The sequence below is a fragment of the Herminiimonas fonticola genome (assembly GCF_003293745.1).
Taxonomy (GTDB): Bacteria; Pseudomonadota; Gammaproteobacteria; order Burkholderiales; family Burkholderiaceae_D; genus Oxalicibacterium; species Oxalicibacterium fonticola.
Genome location: NZ_PTLZ01000001.1, coordinates 1,356,584 through 1,376,080, shown reverse-complemented (window position 1 = coordinate 1,376,080; position 19,497 = coordinate 1,356,584). Strand labels below are relative to the sequence as shown.

Sequence of the window (19,497 nt, the reverse complement as noted above, 5' to 3'; positions counted from 1 at the left end):
AAAAGAAAAGGCTGCAAGCTTTTCAGCAGGCAGCCTTTTTCTTGAAGATTATCTTATTGTGCGTGCGGCTTAACCGTCACGAATTGCGAAGAGTCGCCACGACGCACCAGCAGCAAGGTCGTTTTCTTCACATCCAGTTTTGCCACCAATGCATTGAATTGACGAGCATCCTTGATATCGGTGTTATTCAATCGCAAAAGAATATCGCCTGCACGCAAACCTGCACGTGCCGCCGAACCTTCGGCCGATTCAACAACAATGCCGCCGTCAATTTTCAGCTCCTTGATTTGTGCGGCAGTGAGATCGCTGACAATCAAACCCAGGGTATTCGCTACCTGCTCGACCTTGGCTTTTTTCTCGGTTTTTTGTGCAACTTTTTCCGGTTCCAGTTCAGTAATCGTCAATGGCAAATCACGCATCGCACCTTTGCGCCACACGGTTATCGTCGAACGTGTACCTGGCTTGGTACTACCAACCATGCGCGGCAAATCGCTGGCACGTTCGATATTGGCGCCGTTGAATTTCAGGATCACGTCACCAGCTTCAATGCCGCCTTTTTCAGCCGGGCCACCGGTTTCTACACGCTGCACCAATGCACCTTGTGCACGCGTAAGACCCAGGGATTCCGCAACGTCTTTTGTCACTTCACCGATCTGTACACCGATGCGGCCGCGCGTTACTTTTCCGCTTGCGCGCAACTGATCGGAGACGCGCATCGCCTCATCCATAGGTACCGCAAATGAAATGCCCATGTAACCACCGGAGCGACTGTAAATTTGCGAGTTGATACCGATTACTTCGCCGCGCATATTGATCAGCGGACCACCCGAGTTGCCCGGATTAACCGCAACGTCGGTTTGAATCAACGGCAGGTATTCACCTGTATCGCGCGCCTTGGCAGAAACAATACCGGCAGTCACTGTGTTGTCCAGACCAAACGGTGAACCGATAGCGATCACCCATTCACCGACCCGAATCTTGTTTGAATCACCGACAGTCAGACGCGGCAGGTTGCTGCCTTCAATCTTGACTAGCGCCACATCAGTACGCTTGTCAGCACCGATGATTTTTGCCTTGAATTCGCGCTTGTCAGTCAACGTGACATACACCTCGTCTGCACCCTCGACAACATGCGCATTTGTCATTACATAGCCGTCAGCAGAAATGATGAAACCCGAGCCTACGCCGCGCGGTACTTCTTCATCCGCATCAGCGTCTGGTTTATTACGACCACGTGGTGCAGGCTGCTGGCGCGGAGGAATTGGAGCACCGAAGAAGCGGCGGAAAAATTCCTGCATCTCTTCATCTTCGCTCGCCGCATTGCCTTGACTGACCTTGGCTTTTTCAGTAGTACGAATATTGACGACCGCCGCTCCGGTTTTTTCAACCAGATCGGTAAAGTCGGGCAAGCCGGCCACCGATGCCGCAGCCATCGCAGATGGTGTCAAACCAGATACGGCAGGAATTAGAAATGTGCTCGCAACAGCAAGCAAAACAGCAGACAGTTTTTTCTGAACAATGAACATTGTTTTCATACACTCACAAAAGCCTGATTAAGAATCTAACAAAGAATTAGGGCTGCGCTTTCAATTCAATCGAATTGGCAACCTGCTTGATGGCCGACGCCGGTACTTCACCGACAACCGTCAACCAATACTCTCCATGCCGCTTACCGACAATATTCATCGCGCCCTGCTGCATTGAACCTTCGGTACGACTTTGCGAAGCCGGTTCGATAAAGACGGAAATCGCAGCCAGGCCATCGGAATAAACAATTTGCGATACTTCGCGCTGGGTTGGCGACGCATTTTCTGCTGCTGCACTTGCCGGCGTATCCGTAATCAGGCGCTTCATTTCACGCACCTTCTTGAAACCTGCAGGCATTGCATTGACGGACCAGCCGGAAAGATTGGTCTCGCTCATCACTGCGTTCTCTACGCGCCAACCCTGAGTATTCTTGACACTTGGTTTGACACGGCTGGCATCGATATGGCCGATGACCAATTGCGTAAAGGCGATCTGTTCGACTACATCGTTTTTCTCGTTGATGGTTTGCGCCTTGAGCAAAAGACCTGTCGATTTTTCTGCCCACAGTTTGTAGCCGTAACGCAGCTTGTCTTTCGGCTCCAAAATGATGGCTTGGCAATCGAAGCCCGCAACACGACCAGTCTCGCCCATCTTCAGCTTGTAATGCTCGGCCAGCTCGTTCGGATGAGCACCCAGAATTGCCGGGAACACATCCTTCGTCACACGCTTTTCTATGCGTATCGATTTACTTTCAGGCACATAGCAAACAATTTCTTCATTGTTACGTATGTATTCACGTGGTTTGCCATCGAGAATTTCAAGTTTTTCGACTTCGTTCTTGCCATTCAGAATGTGCGTGATACGCGACGTGCGAACCTGATTACCCTGTTGATAAACAAAGGTACCCGAGTAGTTCAACTTTTGCGCCGATGACTGGATTTTCTTCAACCAGGCTTGCGTATCGTGTTGAGCTGTTAATGGCTCAACACTTTCTGCACGGGCAGTTACCTGTGCAGCAAACGCAATGACGCTGGAGAAAAGAAAGACGAGCCTGAAAATTCCGAATGTCTGCCGCATGTCAATTACTTATCAGAGTCAACAGCAAACGTAGCTGAACGTGCATATTGCGCAGTGCTGTAAACCGAAGGGGAAAAGCGCTGGTGCGCCAACAGATACTCGTCGATGCGCGGATCACGCAAGACGTCGCCGTCCTGGCTGGCAACCGTTACTTTGTCAGGCGTAGCCGAGGCCAGCACGATAGGCGCTGGGTTGGATGCAATCACCGGTGCATTTTGCGTCATCATCTGCGGCACAGTCAGGAATGCAGCGACTGCAACCGCAGCAACCGCCATACCCGGCATTGCAAAACGCTTCATCACATCCTGCTTGGCGACGGGCACGCGCTGTTTTGCCGCCACCATAATGGTCGGCTCCGCATCCAGACTGGCAAATATGCGGGAGGTCAAATCAGTATTCACTTGCGCGTTCAAATCGTCGGAACGCAAAGCATCACCGATTTGATGATAAAGATTCCATGTATCACGTCCTTCTTGCTGACGTAAAGCCGCCAAGGTGACATCGAGATGTCCATCGGACAATTCGTTGTCAGCAAAAGCTGAAATCTGTTCACGCGTCATATTCATCGTATTCATCACTACCTCGAAAAAATTAAGGCTTACCCCTATATTTGCAGCAAAAAGTACTTCTTTATTTATTTTTCACCAACGTTTATCGAGTGCCGTATCCAACAGCGGCCTTAATTTTTCCGAGATAGCCTCGCGTGCCCGGAATATCCGGCTACGCACCGTACCGATAGGGCAACCCATCGATTCGGCAATCTCGTCGTAACTTAACCCTTCGATCTCTCGCAATGTAATCGCCATGCGTAATTCTTCCGGCAACTCGTCCATCGCCGTATTCAAAGTCTGCGCGATTTGCTTTGTTGCCAATAACGATTCTGGCGTGTTGATATCTCTTAGGCGGTCTCCGTCGTCAAAAGTTTCTGCTTCTTCGACATCTGCTTCAGTTGATGTCGGTGCACGACGACCTTGTGTGACCAGATAATTTTTTGCAGTGTTGATTCCGATGCGATAAAGCCAGGTATAAAAGGCTGAATCGCCGCGAAACTGCGGCAATGCACGATACGCCTTGATGAACGCTTCCTGCACCACGTCTTCAGCCTCAGCCTGGTCGCGAACAAGCCGCGACACCAGTCGCATTAACTTCCGTTGGTATTTGATCACTAACAGCTCGAAAGCTTTTTTGTCGCCACGTTGTACACGTTCGACAAGTAGCTGATCAATTTCGCGTTCTGTCGTCAATCCCAATTCCCTTGTTATTTTGCAACACGCACGCGGTTCGCATTATTGACTAAGCGAAACATGATTGGTTCAAAAATTCCAGAATTAATTCTTGGCTTAATGCCGAATATCGGGCTCTGCTGCATCTGCATGGCGTAACACGATCCAGCGACAGGCTATCAGCAAAGCTCTAAAATTTTCCGCAGAAACCATATCAGGCAAAATCGTTAAAACCATAGTGTGCTGCCGTTCATTTTGCAAATGCAAGAGGAGCAAACCTGACCATATTGTCGATACCGGCAACAGATGAACAAGCTCACTCTCTGCAGCACTGTCGGCAATGGCTTGTTCATTTCTCTTCTCGGTAGCCAAACGAATCTGGCCGGTTCCCGAGATGTGAATTACATATTTGGTTTTGCGGAACATTGCACGAGAAAATGCAGTGATCGCAACGCTCGCGCATAGTCCCGCCAAAACAATTCTTGCTGACAGTGACAGATTTCCAATCGAGTCAGTCGCAATCAGAGCGGCAATACTCAATAAAATTGTACTCATCCCGCCAACCAGTGCAAGCAGGAGTCTGGATGGTTGAATCACGGCAGAGACCGCGATAGACATGTGGGGGAATGAAGTAAAAAATCCGGTCAACCTGTGAAGGTGACCGGATTTTTATCAGGCTTTACCAAAAACCAGGGTACCGTTCGTACCGCCAAAACCGAAGTTATTTTTCATGGCGTACTGAATCGGCATCTCGCGCGCCGTATTGGCACAGTAATCGAGATCGCATTCCGGATCCTGATTGAGGATATTGATCGTTGGCGGAGAAATCTGATGATGTAGTGCGAGAACTGTGAACACCGACTCCAGACCACCCGCGCCGCCAAGCAAATGACCGGTCATCGACTTGGTCGAATTCACAGTCAATTTTTTCGCATGCGCGCCAAATGCGGCTTTCACTGCATCTGTTTCATTTTTATCGCCCAACGGGGTCGATGTGCCATGCGCATTCAGGTATTGCACTTGATCGGCTGCGATTTCCGCATTCTTCAAGGCATTGACCATACTGCGACGTGGACCATCCATGTTCGGCGCAGTGATATGGTAAGCATCGCCACTCATACCGAAGCCAAGCAACTCTGCATAGATTTTCGCGCCACGTGCTTTTGCATGTTCATACTCTTCCAGCACCATGACACCGGCACCTTCACCAAGCACGAAACCATCACGATCCTTGTCCCATGGACGAGAAGCTGTCGCCGGATCATCATTGCGCGAAGACAGCGCACGAGCCGAGGCGAAACCACCCAGGCCCAAAGGCGAAAGGGTCGATTCTGCACCACCTGCAATCATGACATCCGCATCACCGTATTCAATCATGCGACCGGCAGCGCCTATCGAATGCAAACCGGTAGTACATGCAGTCACAATCGCCAGATTCGGCCCTTTAAGACCATAAGTGATCGACAGATGGCCGGAGATCATGTTGATGATCGAAGCAGGCACAAAGAACGGGCTGATACGGCGTGGGCCGCGATTAACCAGTTCAGCATGCGTATTCTCGATCAGCGGCAAACCACCGATACCGGAACCGACGATGACGCCGATACGCTCGGCATTTTCTTCGGTGACAACCAGTCCGCTATCCTGCCAGGCTTGCATGCCCGCTGCCACGCCGTAATGGATGAATGTATCCATGTGACGCGCTTCTTTACCAGGAATGTAATCCTCGATATTGAAGTTTTTTACTTCTCCAGCAAAGTGCGTGCTGAAAGGAGTCGCATCAAACTTGGTGATGGTAGCAATACCGGATTGTCCTGCAAGGATGGCATTCCATGCATCAGCAACATTGTTACCAACGGGAGAAACACAACCTAGACCAGTGACTACGACACGACGTTTACTAGAGCGGCTCAAGCAATTCTCCTGGAGTCGTTCAACAAAACTTAGGCGGCTTTGACGTGTGCCTTGGCGTAATCAATCGCCTGCTGCACAGTAGTGATTTTCTCAGCTTGTTCGTCAGGGATTTCCATTTCGAATTCGTCTTCGAGTGCCATCACGAGTTCAACGGTGTCGAGCGAATCGGCACCCAGATCGTCAACAAACGACGATTCAATTTTGATATCTGCTTCGGCGACGCCCAGTTGTTCAGCGACGATTTTCTTAACGCGTTGTTCGATATCCGACATGTTTTAACTCCAATGAGTGGTTACAGAAAGTGCGCGCATTTTAGCAGATTTGCGCACCGAAAATTCACTTTTAGCTTTTGTCTTCAAGAAAGCTGAAACTTCAGCCAAAAGTACCTAATTACAACTTTAACTCATGTACATACCGCCGTTGACATGCAAGGTGGTACCCGTAATGTAACTCGCTTGCGGGGATGCAAGGAAGCTGACAGCAGATGCAATGTCTTCAGGCATGCCTAAACGTCCCAACGGAACTTGTTGCAGCAAGGCAGTAATTTGTTGTTCGCTCAGCGTTTTGGTCATATCGGTATCGATAAAACCAGGCGCTACGCAATTGACAGTGATATTACGGCTGCCGATCTCGCGAGCCAGCGCGCGGCTCATGCCGGCAACGCCTGCCTTGGCAGCAGCATAATTCATTTGGCCGGCATTGCCGGCAGAGCCCACAACCGAGGTAATGTTAATGATGCGGCCATGTTTGGCCTTCATCATGCCACGCAGAACAGCGCGCGACAAACGCCCTACCGATGTCAGATTGGTAGCGATCACGCTATCCCATTCATCATCCTTCATGCGCATGGCTAATTGATCTTGTGTAATCCCGGCATTGTTGACGAGGATGGTGACAGCTACACCGAATTCTTTTTGAATTTCATCTATCAATGCGACTGAACGTGTCGCGTCATTAACATCCAGTACGACGCCTTTACCGCCATCGGCAAGATATTCCGAAATCGCCACCGCGCCGGCTTCCGACGTTGCGGTACCGATTACTTTGGCGCCCTGCTTCGCCAATGAAACTGCAATAGCACGGCCAATACCGCGCGAAGCTCCGGTTACCAGGGCAACTTGGCCCGTCAAATCAACTGTAGTCATTATTTCAAAAGCTCCAAGACAGCGTCCAGCGACGCTTGATCGACAATTGCGTGCCCCGTGAGTTCGCCATTGATACGTTTAGTCAAACCGGCCAGCACTTTACCTGGGCCGCATTCAACCACATCTGTCACGCCTTCAGCAGCCATTTTTTGCACCGATTCAACCCAACGTACCGGATTCGCAGCCTGACGCACCAGTGCATCCTTGATGCCATCCACATCGCTGACAATTGCGACATCGACGTTATTGATCAATGGAATTTGCGGAGCACTGAAAGCCACTCCAGCCAGGTATTCACGCAAACGATCCGAAGCTGGCTTCAGCAAGGATGAATGGAAAGGCGCAGAAACCGGCAGCACCAGTGCGCGCTTCGCGCCTTTGGCTTTGGCAATCTCGCAAGCACGTTCAATTGCTGCCTTGTGTCCTGCAATCACGACTTGAGCTGGTGCATTGAAGTTAACCGCTTCGACCACGTCGCCCTGCGCTGCTTCTGCACATACGGCAAGCACATCTGCATCCGACAAACCGAGAATCGCTGCCATGCCGCCTTGACCGACAGGAACAGCCTCCTGCATGGCCTTGGCACGAAAACGCACCAGCGGCACTGCATCCTTGAATGCAATCACACCAGCAGCAACCAACGCAGAATATTCGCCCAGGCTATGACCTGCGACCAGCACCGGTGTTTTACCACCAGCAGCTATCCATGCACGATGCATCGCAACTGCTGCTGTCAACATCACAGGCTGGGTGTTGGTAGTCAGATCGAGTTCTTCTTTGGGACCTTCAGCAATCAACTTGGCCAGATCGAACTGCAATGCGTCCGATGCTTCTGCCAGAGTTTGTTGCACCACAAGGTTGTCGGCAAAGCCGTTCAACATACCGATCGCTTGCGACCCTTGCCCCGGAAAAACGAATGCGAATTTGCTCATGTTATTTTTTAATTTGAATGATCAACAGATTGACGCGAAAACAGAATTACATGCGTACCAGCACGGCACCCCAGGTAAAGCCGCCGCCCACGCCTTCCATCATGACGTTCTGACCTGGCTTGATACGACCATCGCGCACGCCGACATCAAGTGCCAGTGGAATCGATGCGGCAGATGTGTTGCCATGCTGATCAACCGTCACAATCATCTTATCCATGCTGAGGCCAAGTTTTTTCGCAGTGCCTTGCATGATGCGAATGTTCGCTTGGTGCGGGACTATCCAGTCGACTTCGGATGCATTCATATTTGCAAGTTGCAAAGCTTCATTGGCGACTTTATCCAGCAATCCGATTGCCAGCTTGAATACTGCCTGACCATCCATGTACATGAACGCGCTGCCTTCAAGCACGCCATTGCTGATTCTTCCAGGTCCGCAAAGAATATCGCCATAACTACCGTCTGCATGCAGCTTGGTCGCCAGCACACCTGGTTCATCAGAAGCAGTCATGACGACAGCACCGGAGCCGTCGCCAAACAGCACGCAAGTCGTTCTATCCTTGAAATCGATGATGCGCGAAAATACTTCAGCACCAATCACCAAAACGTTTTTATGTGAGCCAGACTTGATGAATTTATCAGCTGTCGCAAGCGCATACACGAAACCGCTGCACACCGCCTGCACATCGACGGCGGCACAGCCATTCGTGATACCCAACTTGCGTTGCACCACGCATGCAGTGCTTGGGAAACCACCGAAAAAATCAGGCGTCGAGGTAGCCAGAATAATCAGGTCGATATCATTAGCCGCCAATTGGGCCATGTCCAGCGCGCGTTTTGCAGCCTCAACCGCCAGATCGCTAGACTGCATATCTGCACCGACGTAATGGCGCGCGGAAATCCCGCTACGAGAAACGATCCATTCATCGGATGTTTCTATGCCATCGAGAGCAAGCCGTTCTATTAAGTCCTGATTCGTCACCCGGTTAGGCGGCAGAAAACTGCCGGTACCGATAATTTTGCTATAGAGAGTCATGCGGTTTTCTGTTCTGTTTTTTCTGTTGCGGTAACTGGATTTTCGGAAGACGCCGTCAATGCCGATTGCGGCATCAGATCAGCGATTTTTGTCGAAATACGCGCCAGCACATCATATTTGGCCGCATCGAAAGCGCGCTTGATCGCCCATTGATAACCATAGGCATCCGCTCCGCCATGGCTTTTGAATACCAAGCCGCGTAGTCCCAGCAAGCTGCCGCCATTGTAGCGGGAAGGATTCAAACGTTGTGAAATTGCTTTCAATGCCGGACGCGCAATCAGGGCACCAAGCATAGTCAGCGGAGTCCTCTTGAACTCGGTAGTCAAAACGCTTTTCACAAAACGTCCCAGGCCTTCCGATGCCTTCAAGGTCACATTGCCGACAAAGCCGTCGCACACGACGATATCCGTCGTACCTTTAAAGATATCGTTGCCTTCGACGTTACCGTAAAAATTCAAGGTGCCGCGCTCATGGTCCGCGCGTAGCAATACAGCCGTCTGCTTGACGATGTCGTTGCCCTTGATATCTTCTTCACCAACATTCAACAAACCGACTGTTGGTTTCGGTTTGCCTTCCATCGCCGATACCAGCGCAGAACCCATCAATGCAAATTGATGCAAATGCTGCGGCTCGCAATCGACATTGGCGCCGAGATCGAGCATGTAGGTCGGACCGTCTTTTTGATTGGGGAGAATACTGCAGATGGCAGGACGATCAACACCTGGAATCGTCTTCAACACGTAACGAGAAATCGCCATCAAGGCGCCCGTATTACCAGCGGAGACACACGCGTCAGCCTGACCTTGCTTGACGAGATTGATTGCCACACGCATAGAAGAATCCTTCTTGCGACGCAATGCAACTTCAAGGGTGTCGTCCATCGTCACAACTTCAGTCGCGTTAACGACCGACAGACGCGGATGCTCGCTTGCCTTGTGCTTTTTTAGTTCAGCCAAAAGCTGATCTCCCAGCCCGACTAAAATAAGCTCGGCGTCTGGCTCGCTTTCGACAAACGAAATGGCGGCGGGAATAGTAACTGCGGGGCCGTGATCGCCACCCATGCAGTCTATGGATATTTTTATTGTCATTGGCTTGACTCGTGCCTCACTCTAGCCGCAATTATGGGCCAAACTTGGCTTGATTCAAAATGACGCACCGTGCTGTCTCGGCACATGAAAAAACGGCGCAAAGTTTACACTCATCGCGCCGCTTTCTTCGCCAGAACGACAAACAAATTATTCGTCGTTTTTGGTTTTCAGTACTTTACGACCACGGTAAAAGCCGTTTGGGCTGATGTGGTGACGCAGATGCGTTTCACCCGTGGTTTGCTCAACGCTCAGTTGCGGAGCAACCAGGAAGTCGTGCGAACGATGCATACCGCGTTTCGACGGTGTCTTTTTATTTTGCTGAACAGCCATGATAACTCCTAAACCTTAAGTTCTAAAATTCTAACACATTCAGTTTGCAAACTCACCGCAAACCGACAATCTTTACTACAAATTACAAACCGCCCGCTCAGACAGCCGCGACCGTAAATTCTATTGCTTCAAACCTTTAAGCACATCGAAAGGCGACGCTTTCTTTGTACTCATCAAATCATCCAGTACCGCATTGCCAGGACAAATATCATGCTTGGGCGCCAGCGGTATCGCCAGCAAAGCTTCATCTTCAATCAGCTCCATGACATTCATGGCCTTCGAACCGACAATGACGTCAACCGTATCATCTGCCAGCAAAATGTCGATTTCATCCGCACGCTCATCGGTTTTCGCGAGAATCAATACAGACTCTGACTCAACCGCAAACTTCAGTGGCGTCATGCAACGCTGGCACATCAACTCAATCTCGCCCGAAACAGTCAGGATCAATTGCGGATGATTCAGTGAGTCTGCACCGCCTTGCAAAGTCCAATGCAACGATGCGGATTTATTCACGGACTCGGCGGAGAGTCTTGCCATATCGGCGATAGAAACATCGCCCTCACGCCGCTCTTTAAGCCGACTGAACTCGAAGGCATCGATTACAAAAGCGCTCATAGGCTTAGCTGAACCCGGAAAACCTGCGATAATAACAGGCTTTTCCTTTATTCGTCAAAGTGTTAGAGCACTTTTATTGAGCGGTCATTCAAATAAACATCAAATAATGCCTTCTCCATCCCCTCAACCTCGACTAATACTCGGCTCCAGCTCGATTTATCGCAAAGAGTTGCTATCCCGTCTACACCTTCCGTTCGACGTGATGGTGCCGGATATAGATGAAACACCTGCAGAAAATGAGTCACCAGACGCAACGGCTTTACGGTTAGCGCAAGAAAAAGCCACCGTTATAGGACTAAGAAGCCCGAACTCGCTGGTAATTGGCTCCGATCAAGTCGCAACCCTGGATGGCGAACAAATTGGCAAACCCGGCACCCACGAAAACGCGCTCAAGCAATTGCAGAAAATGCGCGGCCGCAAAGTGGTATTTCATACTGCCTTATGTCTGTTTGACTCACGTATCGACACTACTTCGCCGCAAATCCAGCTGGAAAACATCCAGACTTTTGTGACCTTTCGAGATTTACCGGATGCCGAACTCGATGCCTATTTACGTATAGAGCAGCCATATGATTGTGCTGGAAGTGCAAAAAACGAAGGCTTGGGCATCGCCATCATCGAAAGAATTGAAAGCAGCGACCCAAGCGCATTAACCGGCCTCCCCCTGATTACACTGACAGCCATGTTACGACGGGCCGGCCTTGGTTTTTTCGGCGCTTAAGAAGCTCTATTTCAGCCACGCATTTATCCATACTCATATAAACCAGCACATGCCCGGCATCCTTTATCTCATCCCCAACACCCTAGGTCAAACTGAAATTGATGGCGTCGATCCACTCGCGCACATCATTCCAACCGAAGTACAGTTGCTGACGGCCAAGCTCGATTATTTCATTGCGGAAAACGCCAAGACCACACGTGCTTTTCTCAAATTGATAGGGACACGCAATACTCTCGCAAAATCGATACAGGAAATTCATATCGCGGAACTGAACGTCAATACTGATGCAAAGAATTTACCTGCATTACTGGAGCCGATCTTGGTTGGACAAGATGCAGGATTGATTTCCGAAGCGGGCGTCCCGGCGGTTGCAGATCCGGGTGCTAATCTAGTGCGCCTTGCCCATGCACAAGGTATTCAAGTCAAACCTTTAGTCGGCCCTTCGTCTTTACTACTCGCTGTGATGGCTAGCGGCTTGAGCGGGCAGAATTTTGCGTTTAACGGGTATTTGCCTATCGATGCTGCCGCACGTATCAAGCGCATCAAGCAACTTGAAGAACGTTCGCGCGCAGAAAAGCAAACTCAATTTTTTATCGAAACACCGTATCGCAATGCAGGCATGCTGGAAACACTGGCAGCCACTTGCAACGCCAATACCTTGATCAGCGTAGCAACCGATCTGACTCTGCCATCCGAACAAATTCAAACTAAAACAGCAGCAAAATGGAAAGCCGAATGCGCATCCGGCAAGACACCGGATTTTCATAAAAAGCCAACCGTGTTTTTGCTGCTTGCAGAGTAAGTAAGAAATGAACACGTAAACGCAAAACGACGGTGTTTCACCGCCGTTTTGCCTGCTTCCGAAGGAAGCATGAGGAGAGGTCAAAAGACCTACTGTTTTTTACTACGACACGCCACCAAAATGCGAGCGGTTACAACTTAGTAGTTGCAGACGTTGTTGCATTCACACCTTCAGATGTCGGTAACGCACTAACAATATAGTCAACGGCAATTAAATTACAAGCCGATTTTTCGAATGAGAGAAAAATCTTTTTCTTCCATTTCAATAAAGCAAATTATTTAAGACTAGGTGTCATTTCCAGAGCGAAAGTCTTGACTGCCGATGCGCCTGCTGCAGCGCCAAATTTTCTCAAGACCCGATCCGACAAACCTTCGCGTTGCGTGTAGTCAACGATGTTGGTTGACTTGAATTCTTCACGCGCCACGCTCTCGACTGTGCCGAAGCCATCAGCCAGTCCAAGCTCAACTGACTTCGCGCCGCTCCAGAACAAACCGGAGAAAATTTCCGGCGTTTCTTTCAAGCGCTTGCCGCGACCTTTGCGTACCACGTCAATAAATTGCTGGTGGATCTCATCCAGCATGCCCAAGGCATACAATTTTTGTTTTTCGCTTTGCGGGCTGAATGGATCCATGAAGCCTTTGTTCTCACCGGCTGTCAGCAAGCGACGTTCGACACCCAGTTTTTCCATCGTGCCGGTAAAACCAAAGCCATCCATCAATACGCCGATCGAGCCGACGATACTGGCTTTGTTAACGTAAATGCGATCAGCAGCTACCGCGATGTAATAACCGCCGGATGCACAAATTTCATTCACGACGACATACAAAGGCTTCTTCGGATATTGCTTGCGCAAACGGGTGATCTCATCGTTGATGATGCCGGCTTGCACCGGACTGCCACCAGGGCTGTTGATTTGCAAAATAAGGCCGACCGAACCAGGATCTGTATACGCTTTTGTTAACGCAGTAATCACGCTTTCTGCATCGCCAGCCCCCTTGGCTTCGATGGTGCCATCAATCTTGATTAGCGCCGTATGCGGCCCGACGTTTTCCATATCACTCACGCTAGGTCCGAAGCTGGTCCACAATGCGAATGCGATCAGGGTCAAGGTGACAAATTTAAAGAAAATTCCCCAGCGGCGGCGTGCGCGTTGTTCTCTGATGGTTGCAAAGGCCAGTTTCTCCAGTACTTCTCGTTCCCAACCTTCTTTTTTAGGTGCGGCTGCGCTTGGCGTTACAGCCTGCTGCCAGGACGGAGATTGATTTGTTTGATCGTTATCGTTGCTCATGTTTGTGTCATCACTGTTTTTTCGTCGCTGCTTATGCTCGCGCCGGTCTTACATATTCGTCTGGCTGCCAGAATACCTGATTATCTTTTTCCGTGATTTCAATGCGTCGCAAACTACGGCCACGACAAGGACCACCTTCACAACGACCGGTTTCTGGCGCATAGACTGCGCCATGCGTGGCACAGATCAGATACAAACCACTGGATTCAAAAAAATCGCCTTCATTCCAATCCAGTTCCATAGGCACATGCGCGCAACGATTCAAGTACCCGCGGACAAGGCCGCTGAATCTGACGACAAAACCGGTTGCATCTTCGCCACCTGCCGTGACAGGGAAGCGCACGCCTTTGCCGCGCTCCTCAAGTGCACTCGCATCACAAATGGGAATCAGCTCGGTAGTCAATTTCTTTATCCGTTTGCATCCAGCCAGACATGCAATTCGGAAACCGAATTGGCAGCATACAGCGGATTAAGTACCTGCAATTCTGCTGGTGTATGCGCGCCGTAATGCACTGCAACACCGGATGCACCGGCGTTTTGCGCCAGTAATAAATCATGCGTGGTGTCGCCTACCATGACGGTACGTTTCATATCCTGCCCCAATTCGCGTGTCAGCTCTTGCAACATCGCCGGATGCGGCTTGGAAAAAGTTTCGTCGGCACAGCGCGTTGCATCAAATAGCGACAACAATTTGGATGCATCCAGCGCGCGATTCAAACCGACGCGACTTTTGCCGGTTGCAACCGCCAGAAAATAACCTTGTTGCGACAAATCACTCAGCATCTCGCGCACACCATCAAACAGAACCAAGCCACCATCCTGATTCAAGTAGTGGTAGCGATAACGCTCAACCATGCGCGGATAATATTTTGGATCTATGCCCGGCATCGCCACTTCCATCGCATTCTGCAAACTCAGCCCGATAACATGCGACGCTGCCTTTTTGTCCGGGATAGGCAAACCAAGATCCTTGGCTGCTGCTTGTATACAGTTGACGATCACCGCCGTGCTATCCATCAAGGTGCCGTCCCAATCGAAAACGATGAGGTCAAATTGCTTTCTTGCCATGTAGCCTGACAGCACGCGCTGCCAACTCCTTTTCCGATATCTATGAGCCTTTAACAGCCCGCGATTAATTTAATTAGCTGGATGTCTTTTTCAAGCTCTTGAGGAAGCGTTCGCATTCTGGCGGCAACGGCGCATTCAGCGTCACCGGCTTGCCGCTCTCAGGATGAATGAAGGTAATTTGGTGTGCGTGCAGAAACATACGTTTTAACGCGACGCGCTCGCCATCAGCTTTTTGCAAATCACGGTTCAATGCAAAATCACCATATTTGTCATCGCCGGCAATCGCAAAACCACTTGAGGCAAGATGCACGCGTATCTGGTGCGTGCGACCAGTTTTCAATTCCGCTTCCAGCAAGGCGAATTCGCCATAACGCTGGATCAGATTGAAGATCGTATGCGACTCCATGCCATCAGCCTGCACGCGAACGCGTCGCTCGCCATCTGCCGTCGAATACTTATGCAAAGGTAATTTAATATGCTGGCGCGTGTTCTTCCAATCGCCATGCACTAATACTAAATAGCGCTTGTCCGGCTCGCCGCCACGTATCTGCTCATGCAAATTTGTCAATGCCGAGCGTTTTTTGGCCAAGACCAAAACACCGGATGTATCACGGTCAAGTCTATGCACCAGCTCAAGAAATTTCGCATCCGGGCGCGCAGCGCGCAACTGTTCAATCACACCATAACTGACGCCGGAGCCGCCATGCACTGCAACGCCGGCCGGCTTGTCGATAACCAATAAGTGATTATCTTCCAGCAATATCTTGAATTCTGCGCCGGGAGCGGTCGATGGTGCTTTTTCGGCAATCCGAATCGGCGGGATGCGAATAATATCGCCTTCGGCCAAACGATAGGTTTGATCAATACGGCCTTTATTGACGCGCACTTCTCCCGAACGCAACACGCGGTAGATATGGCTTTTTGGCACGCCTTTGCAAACACGTAACAAATAGTTATCTATGCGCTGGCCGGCTTCTTCTTCGGAAATAGTGACAAGCTGAACTTGGACCGGAACTTGGGATTGAACCTGTGACGAGTGGGTGGGTGATGGCATTTCAGCCTGTTTCCCTGAAAATCTCGCTAAGTCCTTCATTTTGAATATATAATCGTTTCGCAATGGTCACAAACCATTGCTGGTGTAAGAATAAAAAGCACATTCTACACAGGGGCGTCTCCATCGGCCTCGCCAATTTGCAAATTCGATGGAAAAGATGTGTATGCACCGCCCCTGTGCGAGTCAAGGTTGCACCGTTGTTGTAATCGGATAACGCGCAAGGGTGTTGGTCAAGAATGTTTGGATCGTTAGGATAAAGTCCGGCAAGCTCGCCGTTTAATGGAAAGCTTGCTGGTTGATGTAGTTAAACTGTTTGCCGATTTTGCCTATGTTTTATATGGCTCAAGCACTGTGTTCACCACCCGCGACTTTCGTTGCGCTCGATTTATTCGACGCGCACGATGCGGAGCTAGTGAGCGCTCGGCATCCGTTTTCCTGCATCCGCGCCCCGTTGTGAATACAGCGCGTCTGCGCTAAGTATCACACACCAAGGCAATTCCCTCCCCAAGCACTCCTGCCCCGCGTACATCCCTGTACTGTTGCTATAGATGGCGCATATTGCCGTCAATGCAAGATAGAAACGCTCAGTGAGCCGCAATTCGCTGCGATTTTCCCCGATAGCCACGCTATCGCCGCTAATCGCTTCACGCCGGCCAGCCAGTAGCGGTTACGTCTGCATGTGATGTCACTATGCAAAGCTACGGCATTAAAACGGCCTTCGGGTCACGGAGCACTTACATGAAACGCATGTTATTTAATGCAACGCAGCAAGAAGAATTGCGCGTTGCGATTGTCGATGGGCAAAAACTCATCGACATCGATATCGAAACAACCGGGCGCGAACAGCGCAAGTCCAATATCTACAAGGGTGTTATCACCCGCATCGAACCTTCGCTCGAAGCCTGCTTCGTTAGCTATGGTGAAGATCGCCACGGTTTCCTCCCGTTTAAAGAAGTCGCACGTACCTACTTCAAGGAAGGCGTCGATGTTCGCAGTGCATCCATCAAGGATGCATTGCGCGAAGGCCAGGAAATCATGGTCCAGGTCGAGAAGGAAGAACGCGGCAACAAAGGCGCGGCACTGACTTCATTCGTTTCACTGGCTGGTCGTTACCTGGTTTTGATGCCTAACAATCCACGTGGTGGCGGTGTATCGCGTCGCGTCGAAGGTGAAGATCGCCAGGAACTGCGCGAAACGATGGATAAACTGGATTTGCCACAAGGCATGTCCGTTATTGCACGTACCGCCGGCATCGGCCGTAACGTTGATGAACTGCAATGGGATTTGAATTACCTGATGCAGTTGTGGCGCGCGATTGAAGGCGCAGGCCAAACCAGCGCAGGTGCTTTCCTGATTTATCAGGAGTCGTCACTGGTTATCCGCGCCATCCGCGATTACTTCCAGCCCGATATCGGCGAGATCCTGATCGACACTGACGACATCTACGAACAAGCTCAGCAGTTCATGAGCCACGTGATGCCGGACATGGTCCATCGCGTCAAACGTTATAACGACGACGTACCGCTGTTCTCGCGCTTCCAGATCGAACATCAGATCGAAACCGCATACTCGCGTACCGTACCGTTGCCATCCGGCGGCGCCATCGTTATCGATCATACCGAAGCCCTGGTTTCCGTCGACGTCAACTCGGCGCGCGCCACCCGCGGCAGCGACATCGAAACCACTGCATTCCATACCAACTGTGAAGCCGCTGAAGAAGTAGCCCGCCAATTGCGCTTGCGCGATTTGGGCGGTCTGATCGTCATCGACTTCATCGATATGGAAAATTCTAAGAACCAGCGCGAAGTCGAAACACGTCTGAAAGACGCGTTGCACTACGATCGCGCTCGCGTCCAGATGGGCAAGATCTCGCGCTTCGGCTTGATGGAATTGTCGCGTCAGCGCCTGCGTCCATCGCTGTCCGAAGGCAGCCATGTAACGTGCCCACGTTGCAACGGCACCGGCCACATCCGCGATACAGAATCATCCGCGTTGCAAGTCCTGCGCATCATCCAGGAAGAAGCAATGAAGGAAAACTCGGCATCTATCCACGTGCAAGCACCGGTCGATGTTGCAGCCTTCCTGCTGAATGAAAAACGCGGTGAAATCCTGAAGATCGAAACGCGTCACCGCGTCTCCGTCATCCTGATCCCGAACAAGCATCTGGAAACGCCGCATTACAAACTGGAACGTATCAAGCACGACGATCCACGTTTGGAAGAAACACAAGCCAGCTACGCGATGACCGAACAAGCGGACACCGACATCAGCTACGGCAAGCGTCAGAAAGAAGACGTCAAACCACGCCAGGAAGCCATGGTCAAAGGCATTACGCCTGATCAACCAGCCCCTATCGTGGAACGCAAAGCGGTAGAAGCTGTAAAAGCAGTCCCTGCCGAAAAAGGTTTCTTCCAAAAACTGATGGCTTTCTTCAGCGGTGCGCCGGAACAAGCGAAAACAGCAGCAGTACAAACTGCACCGGAAGAAAAGAATTCACGTAACCGCGAACGCGGCGAGCGTAATTCCAGCGGCCGCAATCAACGCAATCGCAATCGTGGCGGCCGTGGCGGCCGTGAACGTGACGAAGGCGAAGAAGTTACAGCCAAACCAGCAGCAAGCGAGGCACAAACTGCACGTCCACCGCGCCCACCGCGTGAGCCACGCGAGCCGCGTGAGCCACGTGAAGGCAATGAAGCTCGCACCGAAGGTCGTCGTGAACGCACACCGCGTCCACCGCGTGAAGATCGCAAGGAAGTTATTGCGGAAGATCCATCGTTGTTGCAAGCCGCTCCAGTTGCAAATGCTGCTCCGGGCAGAAACGCACCGAAAGCAGGTGCAGAAGCGAATGCTGAAACTGCGGTTGTGCTGGACGCAAATGGTATTCCTGTAGAAACCGTCGAAGGCGAAGAGCAACCGCGTCGTCGTCGCCGTCGTGGCGGCCGTAACCGTAATCGTCGTGATCGTGACAATACCGAGTCCGGTACTGAAAACGAAAGCAATGAAGATGGCGTAGTCGCACTGCAAGAACAAACCTTGCTGGATGAAGCAGCACAAACACCAAGCACTGCTCATGTCAGCGCAGCGGAAGTCGCGTCGACCATCGTCAATACGACTAAGCATGAAACATTTGTCCGCGTAGCTGAAACCAGTGCCGCAGTCGAAGCGCCGGTCAGCGCCCTGAACTCTGCGATTGCTGCGCCAGTCGTGCCGCAAGAAGTTGCGCGTCAGGTTGAACGTGTGGTTCCTGAAGTTGTAGCGCCGGCAGTTGCCGCCGCCGCTCCTATCCAGGCTCCTGAACCAGTAGCCGTTGCGACAGCAGTCATTGAAGCAGCTCCAGCTATTGAAGCGACTCCGGTTGCACCTGTTGCTGTTACCCCGGCACCGGCTCCTCAGCCAGCTCCTGTCGTTGCTGCACCAGTTGCACCAACACCTGCTCCTGCAGCACCGAGCAAAGTCGAAGACTTGAGCGAAGTGTTACGCACTGCTGGTTTGGAGCTTGCTGCTACCAACCCTGAAAAGCTGCGTGCTGCGCAGGCAGAGGCTGCCAATTATGTGCCGCCAGTCCGCGTGCCACGTGAACGCAAGCCATTGCCACCGCAATCGACGGAGCCTTTGGTTCAAATGGAAACGAAGCGCTAAGATTTGCTCATCCTGTTATGCAGGATGAATCGTCACAA

Annotated in this window: 20 protein-coding genes; 3 read left to right on the top strand and 17 right to left on the bottom strand. The window is 51.0% G+C overall.

The features are described from left to right. Positions 1-53: 53 nt before the first annotated feature. The 13 genes from Hfont_RS06785 to Hfont_RS06725 all read right to left on the bottom strand — a co-directional run bounded on the left by Hfont_RS06785 (position 54) and on the right by Hfont_RS06725 (position 10,887). Complete coding sequence (locus tag Hfont_RS06785; RefSeq protein ID WP_112991510.1) at positions 54-1,526, bottom strand: DegQ family serine endoprotease; 1,473 nt, start codon at positions 1,524-1,526, stop codon at positions 54-56. 46 nt (positions 1,527-1,572) lie between these two features. Next, the gene (locus Hfont_RS06780) at positions 1,573-2,604 is read right to left on the bottom strand and encodes a MucB/RseB C-terminal domain-containing protein (RefSeq protein WP_112991509.1); all 1,032 of its coding nucleotides are present in this window, start codon (positions 2,602-2,604) and stop codon (positions 1,573-1,575) included. A gap of 5 nt (positions 2,605-2,609) precedes the next feature. Continuing rightward, positions 2,610-3,179, bottom strand: a complete 570-nt coding sequence (locus Hfont_RS06775; protein WP_112991508.1) for a sigma-E factor negative regulatory protein — start codon at positions 3,177-3,179, stop codon at positions 2,610-2,612. A 66-nt stretch (positions 3,180-3,245) separates the two neighbouring features. Then, positions 3,246-3,848, bottom strand: a complete 603-nt coding sequence (gene rpoE / locus Hfont_RS06770; RefSeq protein ID WP_112991507.1) for an RNA polymerase sigma factor RpoE — start codon at positions 3,846-3,848, stop codon at positions 3,246-3,248. A gap of 96 nt (positions 3,849-3,944) precedes the next feature. Next, positions 3,945-4,445: a protein YgfX gene (locus Hfont_RS06765; protein ID WP_112991506.1), complete on the bottom strand. Its 501-nt coding sequence runs from the start codon at positions 4,443-4,445 to the stop codon at positions 3,945-3,947. Positions 4,446-4,499: 54 nt separating this feature from the next. After that, a complete protein-coding gene (gene fabF / locus Hfont_RS06760; protein ID WP_112991505.1) occupies positions 4,500-5,741 on the bottom strand; it encodes a beta-ketoacyl-ACP synthase II in 1,242 nt (413 codons plus the stop codon). Between the two features lie 29 nt (positions 5,742-5,770). Then, complete coding sequence (gene acpP / locus Hfont_RS06755) at positions 5,771-6,013, bottom strand: acyl carrier protein (protein ID WP_011871492.1); 243 nt, start codon at positions 6,011-6,013, stop codon at positions 5,771-5,773. 126 nt (positions 6,014-6,139) lie between these two features. Beyond that, positions 6,140-6,886, bottom strand: coding sequence for a 3-oxoacyl-ACP reductase FabG (fabG, locus tag Hfont_RS06750; RefSeq protein ID WP_112991504.1), 747 nt, complete (start codon positions 6,884-6,886; stop codon positions 6,140-6,142). Next, positions 6,886-7,818: an ACP S-malonyltransferase gene (fabD, locus tag Hfont_RS06745; protein WP_112991503.1), complete on the bottom strand. Its 933-nt coding sequence runs from the start codon at positions 7,816-7,818 to the stop codon at positions 6,886-6,888. The genes fabG and fabD overlap by 1 nt, the downstream gene beginning before the upstream one ends. A 46-nt stretch (positions 7,819-7,864) precedes the next feature. Then, the gene (locus Hfont_RS06740; protein ID WP_112991502.1) at positions 7,865-8,851 is read right to left on the bottom strand and encodes a beta-ketoacyl-ACP synthase III; all 987 of its coding nucleotides are present in this window, start codon (positions 8,849-8,851) and stop codon (positions 7,865-7,867) included. Further along, positions 8,848-9,939: a phosphate acyltransferase PlsX gene (gene plsX, locus Hfont_RS06735; protein WP_112991501.1), complete on the bottom strand. Its 1,092-nt coding sequence runs from the start codon at positions 9,937-9,939 to the stop codon at positions 8,848-8,850. The genes Hfont_RS06740 and plsX overlap by 4 nt, the downstream gene beginning before the upstream one ends. Positions 9,940-10,086: 147 nt before the next feature. Continuing rightward, positions 10,087-10,269, bottom strand: coding sequence for a 50S ribosomal protein L32 (rpmF, locus tag Hfont_RS06730; RefSeq protein ID WP_112991500.1), 183 nt, complete (start codon positions 10,267-10,269; stop codon positions 10,087-10,089). Positions 10,270-10,389: 120 nt separating this feature from the next. Continuing rightward, positions 10,390-10,887: a YceD family protein gene (locus Hfont_RS06725; RefSeq protein ID WP_112991499.1), complete on the bottom strand. Its 498-nt coding sequence runs from the start codon at positions 10,885-10,887 to the stop codon at positions 10,390-10,392. A 106-nt stretch (positions 10,888-10,993) separates the two neighbouring features. Between Hfont_RS06725 and Hfont_RS06720 the strand changes: the two genes are divergently transcribed. After that, positions 10,994-11,608 carry a Maf-like protein gene (locus tag Hfont_RS06720; protein ID WP_112991498.1) on the top strand — a complete coding sequence of 205 codons (615 nt, stop codon included), beginning with the start codon at positions 10,994-10,996 and terminating at the stop codon, positions 11,606-11,608. A gap of 49 nt (positions 11,609-11,657) precedes the next feature. Beyond that, complete coding sequence (locus Hfont_RS06715; protein ID WP_112991497.1) at positions 11,658-12,410, top strand: SAM-dependent methyltransferase; 753 nt, start codon at positions 11,658-11,660, stop codon at positions 12,408-12,410. Between the two features lie 274 nt (positions 12,411-12,684). On the opposite strand, the gene Hfont_RS06710 is transcribed toward Hfont_RS06715, so the two are convergent. The 4 genes from Hfont_RS06710 to Hfont_RS06695 all read right to left on the bottom strand — a co-directional run bounded on the left by Hfont_RS06710 (position 12,685) and on the right by Hfont_RS06695 (position 15,859). Then, positions 12,685-13,698 carry a S49 family peptidase gene (locus Hfont_RS06710; RefSeq protein WP_112991496.1) on the bottom strand — a complete coding sequence of 338 codons (1,014 nt, stop codon included), beginning with the start codon at positions 13,696-13,698 and terminating at the stop codon, positions 12,685-12,687. Positions 13,699-13,729: 31 nt separating this feature from the next. Then, positions 13,730-14,101 (bottom strand): Rieske (2Fe-2S) protein, encoded by a 372-nt coding sequence (locus Hfont_RS06705; protein WP_112991495.1) that lies wholly within the window; start codon positions 14,099-14,101, stop codon positions 13,730-13,732. Between the two features lie 5 nt (positions 14,102-14,106). Beyond that, the gene (locus Hfont_RS06700) at positions 14,107-14,766 is read right to left on the bottom strand and encodes an HAD-IA family hydrolase (RefSeq protein WP_112991494.1); all 660 of its coding nucleotides are present in this window, start codon (positions 14,764-14,766) and stop codon (positions 14,107-14,109) included. Positions 14,767-14,839: 73 nt separating this feature from the next. Beyond that, positions 14,840-15,859 (bottom strand): RluA family pseudouridine synthase, encoded by a 1,020-nt coding sequence (locus Hfont_RS06695; RefSeq protein ID WP_112991493.1) that lies wholly within the window; start codon positions 15,857-15,859, stop codon positions 14,840-14,842. A gap of 699 nt (positions 15,860-16,558) precedes the next feature. Between Hfont_RS06695 and Hfont_RS06690 the strand changes: the two genes are divergently transcribed. Further along, complete coding sequence (locus Hfont_RS06690) at positions 16,559-19,459, top strand: Rne/Rng family ribonuclease (RefSeq protein ID WP_112991492.1); 2,901 nt, start codon at positions 16,559-16,561, stop codon at positions 19,457-19,459. The last annotated feature ends 38 nt before the right edge of the window (positions 19,460-19,497 follow it).